Raw genomic sequence first — 10,559 nt, 5'->3', positions numbered from 1 at the left:
TAGCTACTCCGTTGTGAATTGCTTTCAAAATTGTATTTTAGCTTATAATTCCCAACGTTAAAGTACCTATTGGAAACTGTCTAAAGGTTGTGAATTGCTTTCAAAATTGTATTTTAGCTTATAATTCCCAACCGGATTCAGCATTATTTCCAGGGTCTTTTAGTTGTGAATTGCTTTCAAAATTGTATTTTAGCTTATAATTCCCAACATCAGGAGATAAAGGAGTTCGTTCTGTTCAGTTGTGAATTGCTTTCAAAATTGTATTTTAGCTTATAATTCCCAACTTATGATTATGATTTACAAATCACATTTCCGTTGTGAATTGCTTTCAAAATTGTATTTTAGCTTATAATTCCCAACTAGTGATTTAGTTGATGGAGTAGGGTTTAGTTGTGAATTGCTTTCAAAATTGTATTTTAGCTTATAATTCCCAACATACCGCGATTCAATCGTTTGATATGTTGGTAGTTATGGTCTTATTTTGAAATTAAAAAAGGGTGGTGTTTATATGTTGTAATAAGAGGATATTAGTCTTTTTTCTAATCCTGTAAGACTAAAATAATTCTAATTGTTGTGAAGGCTTGTCCGTTTCTACCAATTTTTTTCCATAAAAAAGTTCCATCATCCCAAATTGTTTGTCCGTTATTTGCATAACGCCAATTTTACCATGTTCGGGTAAGTTGTTTTTTATTCGTTTGGTGTGTACTTCGGCATTTTCCCTGCTGGCGCAAAAGCGCATATAGATCGAAAATTGAAACATAGAAAAGCCATCGTCTAATAATTTCTTACGAAATGTACTGGCTATTTTGCGCTCTTTGCGTGTTTCGGTGGGCAGATCAAAAAATACTAATATCCACAAACTTCTATATTGGTTTAAACGGGTGTAATGTTCGTCATACATAAACAGGGTATAAAATTTTCCTTGTTGTTCCCTCAAAACATTCGTGTAAGGAATGTGTTGTCCTACTCATTGCAACCATCAACGGACTATTTTTTCCATCAATAAAAACATCTATACTGGCAATACTCAATAATTGTTTCTTAATGTCAATGGTCAATTCTTCAAAAGTATCTTCAGTTTCCATGATGTGACATACAATCAAATCAACATACGGACGATAGGGCTCCATAATATCATCGGCTAGGCAATAGGCATTGTATTTGTTGCGATGAAAGATTCCTAAAGTGGGCAACATTCCAGAACTGACGATGGCTCTAGCCGTAATCGCTCGTAAAATAGCATAACCATAATTCAGTAAATTATTGGGTGGAATTCCTTTTTGTCCTCTAGTAAAATTTTCTATTGGGATGAGGTTCGACCAATAAAAAACTGCCGCTCTCGATTCGTGATTCAGTGCATCTCCTGATGTGACTTCTTTTGCCCAAAGTTCCATTTTTCGGCACGGAATTCCTTTTTCTTTGAGTAATCCTGCCTGATTCATAATTTTGGAGCTAATGGTTTGCTGCCACAAATTCTTTTTGAGTGGGACAGAAGCATTAATCTGATTTTTAAAACGCTCGGTTTGTTCAGTGTGTCCATTGAGAGGCATTAACAAACCAATAGGCAAGTGGTATTCGTCGCAATTGATTAATGCCACATTATTATTAATCAGTTTTTCAAGCAAACCATTGGTAATGGTGATTTGTTGGTTTTCAAGTACGACAACCCCAATATCTTCGATAGCCACAGTTTTGGTTTCTTGTTCCTTGTCTGGATAGGATATGACTATTTGTTCATTTTTGGTACTCAAATAAGCGGGATTACCGAAGAAAAGGGTTCGTTTAATCATTTTTTATTTTTGTTGAATTCCCTCCAGCTTTAGCAGGCGGGAAAATATTATGTGGTCAAGATGGCTCTAGCCGAAATATTTTGGCTAAAGCCAAATTCGATTGCTTTATATTATCGAATGGGCTAAAGCCCAATCCTATTGATTTTGGAATAATGCAATTTTGGAAAATGTTGAATTCAAAATTCTGAATTATCTCCAGCTTTTGAATTATCTCCAGCTTTTGAATTGCCTCCAGCTTTTGAATTGCCTCCAGCTTTAGCTGGAGGGGATAAAATGATAATAATGTATATGGCTTTAGCCAAATTCTATTCTTTTTGGAATTTATATTTAGCAATAAATTCATCATATTCTTCTTGAAATGTTTGTTTGCTATGGTGTTCTTCTTGGTTTTTAATGTAATTCCGAACTTTATCAACCATCGATTCCGAAACTGAAACCGCAAAATATTCATCTTGCCATTCAAATTTATCCAAACACAATTTGTTTTTGTTAATCCAAAACGAAGATTCACCTTTGATGAGTTGCATTATTTTTTGAATGGTTTGGTCGGCACCTAAAGAAACCAGACAATGACAATGGTCTGTATAGCCATTAACATGATCTACAAAAATCCCTTTCAATTTGGCATTTTCTTTAATATGATGCCACACTTTTTGTCTTAATTCTTTGCTGTCCAAAAAAGGAACTCTATTTTTTGTGCTCCAAACAAAATGGATGTAGGTTTTGATAAAAGGCATAATTAGTTATTTAAATTGCATATTATTTTTGAATTGCTCTCATTTTTGAATTGTCTACAGCTTTAGCTGGAGGGATATAATAATTGATTTTAAAATGGCTTTAGCCGAAATGGTTTGTCTAAAGCCATTTGTGTTATTTTATATTGTGTTGAATGGGCTAAAGCCCTATCCTATTGATTTTTGCAATAATAATTTATCATCTGATGATTCTTTTAATTTTTCCAAGTCTATCAACTTCTAGTTTCCAACAAACAGATTTAATTTGAATTCCGTTTAAAGAATTTTGATTTTTTGATTGAGGGCTTCCTAAACCATATTCATTTTGGATAGGATAATTTAAACCAATTTTCTCCTGATCTTTTTTTGTTATACTGAATATTAAACTTGAAGAGCTTGCAGGTATGAAATTGCAAGTTGTATCACTACCATCTGTAAATTTATATATTCTTTGAGTTTGTTCTTTTGTGAAGTTTTGAATATTAATATTGTTAGGGTTTTCAATTTCTTCAATAGTAGGAACAAATACTAAATCATTAGGATTTAGATAAAAGAGAAGAGAAGATAATTCTTGAGTTTTTTCATCTATATAAGTATTTGGAACAGAACATTCATATGGTTTTAATTTTTCAAAAGCACCTAATTTTTGACTTTCAATGATTTCATTTAGAGGAATAGTTTTGTAATTTCGTTTTCTATTTTCATCTTGATAAATTGCAAAAAATAAGTTTGTTCCTTTTGCAGATTCAACATATTTATCTGATTTGTTACCGATATGTCCAAGTGAAAACCGTTTACTTTCTTCAAAAACTCGAACTTTTTTTATAGGCTGATGATTTTTGCCATTATTGAGTGCTTTAATGTTTTTGTTTAATTCCTCTAGACCTATTTCTGAAAATGCTACTTCGTGAGAAGGAACTTTTTTTCCATTCTCATCAATAGCATTTTGATATATTTCTTGCTTAAGATGCTTTAATAGAATTTTTTGAATACCAGTATCTGTTATTTTTTTAATTTTATTTTCGTCAAATGTAATATCTAAATTATTTCGTTCTCTAGTAGCTGTGGCTTCTATAGTTTCATAAACCTGAACTTTGTCAATTGCTTTTCCATCAATCATTACAGGGAAGGCTTTAAGATGTTTTATTAAGCCTTCTTTGTTGTTGGGATAGGATTTAATTTTTGATTTTAGTTGTCTTTTAACTTCTTTATCAACAATCAATTCTATTTGTTCTAAAGCATTGGCAATAGTAATATGACTTTGTTTAATTCGTTTTAAAAATACTTTTCCGCTTACGGTTTCTGCGTGCATTGGTTTTCTAATTGCCCAATTATCTCCTTTAGTTTGTTTAATGGTAACTTTTTTCATTGCATCATCTTCTTCTTTCCAAATCTGATATTTGTTTACCGTTTTATTGATAACTCTAGTATTTTGCTTAAAGCTAATAATAGTTTGATTCAATTCATCTTCTGCTTTTTTTGTGAAATTCTCCCAAGGTTTGTAAAATTCCCATTTGTAATTTCCGTTCGCATCAGTTTTTGTTTTGAAACAAAGTTTGTTTCTTAATTCGTGTTTGATTGATTTGTCATCTTCATCTTTTGCATTTAGATTATTCAAATAGTTGATGTGAGTTCTATTTACGCAAGCAATTACCAAAGCATCCAAAGCATGATGACGGTGGTCAATTCTTTTTTTAGAAAATCCTTTTGCAATAGCATCAGGTACAGTGGTTTGAAAAACTTGTTTTCCAGAGTTTCCAAATTCGTCTTTTTTGAGTTCTAATTTACCAAAATCACTTGAATTAGTTATTGCATTCAAACGTTCAAAACGAGGTGTAACTATTTTGTTCCAAACATCATTCAAGCCCCAATCTTGTTTCATTCTTGAAGTTATAGAACCATTTAACGAAACAATATGTTTTGAGGTTACTTCTTGTTCCTCATCTTCTCGAACTATTTTACTCAAAAGGTTTTTTACAATTTTACTGATGTATTTAGTGTCATTTAGCTGTCTTTCAATAAATTTTTCAGGTATTTCTTCACTCAATAATCGTTTTTGCTTGTTTTTATTTTTGCTGTAATAGCTTGTGATATGTTGGTTATAGGCTTCTTTAGTGAAAATTTTAACTGTTTTTCCTCCAGTTAAGGTTACGATTCTATCTTCGTTTTTTTGAATGAATTCTAGAGCCGTCATATTACTTTTCAGCTCATTCACTTCAGACTCGCAAATAACTTTATTGGATAACGAATCATCAAACAATCTTGATTGCGGAATAATATGCTCGATTTGATATTTGGTTGTAAACAAATCACTTAATGGGATTAGCTTTCCTGTGTAAGGCGAAATATAACCTTGTTCCAACCAAAGTTTGTATTTGATAATTTCGGAAGGTGTTGGTTTAGCATTCTTTCTAATTTTATCAATATCTTCTAATTTTTCTTTTCTAATTTCACTGCTATAAACACCTTCCTCATAAATTTTTAAAATCTCTTGCTGACTTGGCGAATAGGGACGAATGTCATTTATTCCATCATTTTTCAATTCTGTTAAAATAGCTTTGATGCGTAGGTTTGTGTTTTCGTTTTGATTGATATTGTCTGTAATTCTTTTTCTATCTGCAGCATTATTTTTCATTTCACGACCTAACTCAATATGTATTTCGTTAAAGAAATTTTCTTTTCCCTCGCCATAATTTCGCCAAATATCTTTTACCACACGCAATGTTTCTGTAATTACTTGCTCTACAATTGGATTTCGGAGCGAATGTTGTTTAAAGTCGTGTTTCAAAAAGTGTTCAATATCCGCTGGAGTTTTCCATTTGGAAATATCGCTAGATTCGCTATGTCTGTCGTAAATAATATAGGAGGTTAACCACAAAGGCAAGCCTTGAAAATCTGTAGTTTTACTTAAATGAATTGCTTTTTCTCTAACACGAGTTCTCATATTTTCGTCAAATTCCCCTGTTTGTATTTTGTCAATTCTTGCTAATGTTTTGGCGTCTATATTGTTTTCATCCCAATTGCTGCCAAAACGCATTAATTGCAATAACTTTTTAATTGCTTTTTCAGAAAACGAGCCATACTCTTTTTTGTAAGGTTTTAGTTTTGAAAATTTTATTATAAAATCATCGGGTAAATTATGTCGTTTGGCAAAAGTTGTAATTGCTTTTGTTATTTCAATTTTATCGGTAACCGAATATAAAATATGCCATAAATCTTGAGTGTTTTTGGCATCAAAAAAAGATTTATCTATACCAATTTTTGCAACGGCATTCAAAAATTGATTTCTTGTTTCGTTACAAGGATAGATTTTATCTTCTACAAAATTCCATCTGTATTTATCTTCTTTTAATTTGAATTTAGGGTACGCCAAAAATTGCTTTTGACTAATTTCAGCTTTATCATTTAGCCAATTAAATAATTCTACGAAATCTTCTTCCGTTTTTAAATAATCATCCGTAACGTCAATTTCATTTATGATTTCTTTCTTGTAGATTTTTAGATTTTTTACAAACTGCAATAATCTGAATTCCTGAAAAATAGGATTTGATTTTGCAATACATTTCAAAGGTTTTACAACTTGCTTTCCATTGCTGTCTTTTACCAAAACACCTTTTTTGTCTTTGATAGGAACAAATTCCAAACTACAATCACTAATTAACGAGGTTTTACTTTTAAGCGGACGTTGATAAAAGATAATATCATCTAAAAACAAATAGTCAAAACCTCTGTCTTTGATGTTGTTTTTATGAGAATCATTATGTCTGTATAATTCATCAATACATTTTTTATAAAGATTCCTATCGTTTAAAATAGCTGAATGAAATACAATTTGGGTTTCAAGTATCTGTTTAAGTTCACTTTTATAATAATGTCTTTCAATAGTTCGGACTAACTTTCCATTAATTTTTTGAGTTGGTTTTTTTAACAAAGCATCAAATATATAAGAACCCACTGTTTTGTTGCTATTTTTAATATCTTGTTCCGTTTTAGTCTTAACCAAAGTCCAATCATTTTCTAACGGTGCTCTAAAACTTCTTTTCTCTTTTCCCTCTTTATCTTTTTTTGGTGTAATTCCGTCTTCTTCAACATCCGTAGTGATGATAAATTCTTTAGTTTTTCCTTTCCATTCTACGTTGTTATTACTTGGTTTAATAAAATCCCAACCGTTTTCTAGTATAATTTTATAAAGTGTTTGTCCTGATTTGTTTTTCTCATTTGTATTGATAACATCTGCAACAACTAAAGAATAAAATTTTACAGATTTCCCTTTGTTTTCATCTTCTTCCTCTCCACGCAATTGATAATAGCCTCTTTTTTGATTGAAGTTTAATAGTATCCAAGCCAATTCCTCTTTAGATATTTTTTCAGTTAATGCTTTTTTTCTTAAATAATAAATAGTCAAATCATAAGGAACTTGTTTTAAATCAGGATTGGTTAATTTGAATTCCGAAAGCATTTCTTGGTGGCTTTCCAAAAATAAAAATTGATTTTTACCGTTTTCATTTTTATAAAAAGATAATTTTTCTTCTCTTTCGGGTTTAAATTGCCCAAACTTTTTATTAAAATCAATTGCTTCAGAATAATGTTGAGGCAGAAAACCAAGAATATTTAAAACCATGTGAAGTCTTTCTCTTCTTAATAAAAAACGTTGGACTAATCTTCTCGTTCCCCGATACTTTGTTCTTTCAGCAGTTTGGGATATAGAAACACCACTATCAAATTTACCAAGAACGTCTTGACTCATGGGTATTATTCTACTTCCTAAACCTTCAATAGTTCCAATTTTATTGTTGGAGTCATAGTTTGTTAACGCCCATCCAATACTATTTGTTCCCAAATCCAATCCTAATATTTTTTTCATTTTAAAATATATTTTATAATGATTTTTCTCGTTATCTAAATTCTTCTCGAAATTTAAACAAAAGAAAGTTAACTACTTTACGGGAAACCACATTCAAACTATAAAACTTTTGTTGTATCATTGTACTACAATTTTGAAGCAATTCACAATAAGGATTATTCCGTTGTGAAAACATTCAAAGCGGCCTCAAAAGGGTCGCTTTTTCATTTATAAAATGTTGAGTTTAATTTTGTCGTCAAGTTAAATACAAGATTATATCTTATGGTAAACTACATTTTTATTTTTAGTAGTTTTTGCGTGAAGGATGGAAGCGGCATCCTCGTAGTGAAACGGAGAGATACAGCGTACAGCCTGACAGCACCGTAGCTTGCGGAGGTGGTGGCACGCCCAAATAAGGCTCTTTGTTAAATATAATCCCAATTCCCAATTCCTAATTCCTAAATAATTTATCTTTGCCAACTCAAAAAAAGATAAATGAAGTTTGATTTATTACAAAAAGATCCACAGACCAAAGCCAGAGCAGGAAGTATAACTACGGATCACGGTGTTATTGAAACCCCAATTTTTATGCCTGTCGGCACGGTTGCTTCGGTAAAAGGAGTACACCAACGCGAATTAAAAGACGATATTAATCCAGATATTATCCTCGGAAACACCTACCATTTATACTTGCGTCCACAAACCCAAATCCTTGAAAAAGCAGGTGGTTTGCACAAATTTATGAACTGGGACCGGAATATTTTGACCGATTCTGGAGGTTATCAAGTGTATTCGCTTTCGGCCAATAGAAAAATTAAGGAAGAAGGCGTGAAATTCAAATCGCATATCGATGGTTCCTATCATTTTTTCACACCCGAAAATGTGATGGAAATTCAGCGAACCATTGGAGCCGATATTATTATGGCTTTCGACGAATGTACGCCCTATCCTTGCGATTATCGCTATGCGCAAAAATCGATGAAAATGACCCATCGTTGGTTAGACCGTTGCATCAATCATTTGGAAAAAGTGCCAACAAAATATGGCTATGACCAAACATTTTTCCCTATAGTACAAGGAAGTTGTTATAAGGATTTACGCCAACAATCCGCAGAATATATTGCGAATTCAGGTCAGCAAGGAAACGCGATTGGTGGACTTTCAGTAGGAGAACCTGCGGAAGAAATGTATGCGATGACCGAAATTGTTTGTGATATTCTTCCGGAAGACAAGCCACGGTATTTAATGGGCGTTGGAACACCAATAAATATTCTAGAGAATATTGCCCTTGGAATTGATATGTTCGATTGTGTTATGCCAACTCGAAATGCCAGAAACGGAATGTTGTTTACGGCAAACGGAACCATCAACATCAAAAACAAAAAGTGGGAAGATGATTTTTCGCCTGTAGACGAAATGGGACACACTTTTGTGGACACCGAATATACCAAAGCCTATTTGCGTCACTTGTTTGCCGCTAATGAATACCTTGGAAAACAAATTGCGACAATTCATAATCTAGGATTTTATATGTGGTTGGTTCGTGAAGCAAGAAAACATATCTTAGCCGGAGATTTTAGAACTTGGAAAGAAATGATGGTTCGCAATATGAGCCAAAGATTGTAATGTTGTTTAATCGGTTATTCGTTTAACCGTTTAATCGATTAACCGATTAACCTTTATTATGTTAACTATAATAGACAAATACATTCTAAAAAAATACTTATCCACTTTTGGGGTTATGTTGCTCCTGTTTGCACCTATAGGAATCGTAATCGATGTCTCGGAGAAGATAAATAAAATGATAGAAAACAAAATTCCACTTGAGGAAGTTTTGATTTATTATTTTCATTTCACCATTTATTTTATGAACCTGTTATTCCCGATATTCCTGTTTTTGTCGGTGATTTGGTTTACCTCAAAATTAGCTAATAATTCTGAAATTATAGCGATTTTGAGTTCTGGAATTTCTTTCACTAGATTTTTGAGGCCTTTTATTATTGGTGCTTCTATTATTTCTATCATTGTTTTGTTAATGGGATTTTTTATTGTTCCAAGGGCTAGCGAAGGATTTAATAATTTCAGGTATACCTATCTCAAAGGCGACGGAAAACAAGTGATGCGAGGAGATAATACAGATGTCTTTAGACAAGTTAGCAATGATGAATTTATTTATGTAAATAGTTTTAATACTGAGACAAAAACGGCTTATAGTTTTAGTTATGAGAAATTTACAAAAAACAAATTAGCCTATAAAATTACTGCAAGCAGAATACAGTGGAATCCTAAAAAGAAAAATTACACTATGTTTGACTACGTCAAAAGAACCGTCGGAGGATTAGACGATAAAATTGAAAAAGCAGAACAAAAAGAGGCGAAATTTAGTTTTGATTTAGAAGATTTAACGCCAGTGATATACATTGCCGAAACATTAAATTTGGGCAGATTAAATCAATTTATAGACAAGGAAAGAACTCGTGGTTCTTCAAATATCAACTTGTATCTGGTGGTTTTATATAGAAAATACAGTATTCCTGCTTCGGCATTTATTCTAACCATTATTGCAGTTGCTGTTTCGGCTATGAAGCGAAGAGGCGGAATGGGATTGAGTTTGGCAATAGGAATTGGACTTGCTTTTGCCTTCGTATTTTTCGACAAGATATTTGGAACATTGGCAGAAAAATCAAGTATTCCGCCGCTTTTGGCAGTTTGGTTTCCTAATATAGTTTTTGGGATTTTGGCAATATTTTTATTAAGAAATGCAAAAAGGTAATTTAGGAAGCTATTTAAAGCTTCATTTCATTGTATTTATTTGGGGATTCACCGCAATATTAGGTGCACTAATTTCAATCAAGGCCGATGCTTTGGTATGGTATCGAATGCTTTTTGCAGGTTTTTTTTTATTCCTGTTTATAGTATTTAAGAAGCAATCCTTACGTATTCCGCCAAAGGAATTTTTCAAATTAATTTTTGCAGGACTTATGATAGCGGTTCATTGGATATTTTTTTTCAAGGCCATCCAAATTTCTAATGTTTCCATCACTTTATCGGTTTTTTCCTTGGGAGCCTTTTTTACTTCCATATTAGAGCCTGTTTTTTACGGAAGAAAAGTGCTTTGGTACGAAGTTTTCTTTGGGATACTAATTATTGCTGGATTGGGCATCATTTTGCAGGTCGAAATCAATTATTTTG

The 10,559-nt window shown here is 32.3% G+C and carries 8 protein-coding genes and 1 CRISPR repeat array; of the genes, 3 read left to right on the top strand and 5 right to left on the bottom strand.

Annotation, left to right across the window (positions count from 1 at the left end):
- Nucleotides 1–10: 10 nt before the first annotated feature.
- Nucleotides 11–435: direct repeats of the CRISPR family, unit length 46 nt; unit sequence GTTGTGAATTGCTTTCAAAATTGTATTTTAGCTTATAATTCCCAAC.
- A 118-nt stretch (nucleotides 436–553) separates the two neighbouring features.
- The 5 genes from cas2 to cas9 form a co-directional block, all read right to left on the bottom strand.
- The gene (cas2, locus tag RMO70_RS09365; protein WP_132066196.1) at nucleotides 554–901 is read right to left on the bottom strand and encodes a CRISPR-associated endonuclease Cas2; all 348 of its coding nucleotides are present in this window, start codon (nucleotides 899–901) and stop codon (nucleotides 554–556) included.
- The gene (gene cas1, locus RMO70_RS09360) at nucleotides 894–1,790 is read right to left on the bottom strand and encodes a type II CRISPR-associated endonuclease Cas1 (protein ID WP_310556176.1); all 897 of its coding nucleotides are present in this window, start codon (nucleotides 1,788–1,790) and stop codon (nucleotides 894–896) included. Before cas1 ends, cas2 begins: the two co-directional genes overlap by 8 nt.
- Before the next feature lie 176 nt (nucleotides 1,791–1,966).
- Entirely contained in the window at nucleotides 1,967–2,092 is a 126-nt protein-coding gene (locus RMO70_RS09355) for a hypothetical protein (protein WP_310556175.1), read from the bottom strand.
- Between the two features lie 3 nt (nucleotides 2,093–2,095).
- Nucleotides 2,096–2,527 carry an IS200/IS605 family transposase gene (gene tnpA / locus RMO70_RS09350; protein ID WP_310556174.1) on the bottom strand — a complete coding sequence of 144 codons (432 nt, stop codon included), beginning with the start codon at nucleotides 2,525–2,527 and terminating at the stop codon, nucleotides 2,096–2,098.
- A 196-nt stretch (nucleotides 2,528–2,723) separates the two neighbouring features.
- Nucleotides 2,724–7,388 carry a type II CRISPR RNA-guided endonuclease Cas9 gene (gene cas9, locus RMO70_RS09345; protein WP_310556173.1) on the bottom strand — a complete coding sequence of 1,555 codons (4,665 nt, stop codon included), beginning with the start codon at nucleotides 7,386–7,388 and terminating at the stop codon, nucleotides 2,724–2,726.
- Nucleotides 7,389–7,862: 474 nt separating this feature from the next.
- Between cas9 and tgt the strand changes: the two genes are divergently transcribed.
- From tgt to RMO70_RS09330, 3 genes are all read left to right on the top strand, one after another.
- On the top strand, nucleotides 7,863–8,993 hold the full coding sequence (gene tgt, locus RMO70_RS09340) for a tRNA guanosine(34) transglycosylase Tgt (RefSeq protein WP_310556172.1): 1,131 nt from the start codon (nucleotides 7,863–7,865) through the stop codon (nucleotides 8,991–8,993).
- A 58-nt stretch (nucleotides 8,994–9,051) separates the two neighbouring features.
- Nucleotides 9,052–10,140 carry an LptF/LptG family permease gene (locus RMO70_RS09335; protein ID WP_310556171.1) on the top strand — a complete coding sequence of 363 codons (1,089 nt, stop codon included), beginning with the start codon at nucleotides 9,052–9,054 and terminating at the stop codon, nucleotides 10,138–10,140.
- On the top strand, nucleotides 10,127–10,559 hold a 433-nt coding region (locus RMO70_RS09330), incomplete at its 3' end, for an EamA family transporter (RefSeq protein WP_310556170.1). The genes RMO70_RS09335 and RMO70_RS09330, both read left to right, overlap by 14 nt.

It is taken from the genome of Flavobacterium sp., from assembly GCF_031422135.1.
Taxonomy (GTDB): Bacteria; Bacteroidota; Bacteroidia; order Flavobacteriales; family Flavobacteriaceae; genus Flavobacterium.
The sequence above is the reverse complement of the archived record's forward strand: the minus strand, read 5'-3'. Positions and strand labels throughout refer to the sequence as shown.